Origin of the sequence: Microbacterium sp. K41 (genome assembly GCF_004794395.1) — a bacterium.
Taxonomy (GTDB): domain Bacteria; phylum Actinomycetota; class Actinomycetes; order Actinomycetales; family Microbacteriaceae; genus Microbacterium; species Microbacterium sufflavum.
Window position 1 is genome coordinate 1 of the sequence record NZ_SSDO01000497.1, and the last position, 205, is coordinate 205.

A 205-nucleotide genomic window follows, 5' to 3' on the forward strand; every position below is an offset into this window, starting at 1 on the left:
TGACCGATGTGGGCGACACGATCGCGTACTCGTTCACGATCACGAACACGGGCAACGTCCCGTTGGCCGATGTCGGGGTGAACGACCCGAAGGTCGGCACCGTGACGTGCGATGTCACGACGCTCGCGCCCGGAGAGGTCGCGATTTGCACCGCGGCGCCGTACGTCATCACGCAGGCCGACGTCGACGCGGGCGGGGTCGAGAA

Annotated in this window: 1 protein-coding gene; it reads left to right on the plus strand. The window is 66.8% G+C overall.

Annotated features, from left to right (window positions below; all coding sequences use genetic code 11):
* A partial coding sequence (locus DW309_RS16465; protein ID WP_136045983.1) for a CLIPPER-2 domain-containing protein occupies positions 1-205 on the plus strand: 205 nt, incomplete at both ends.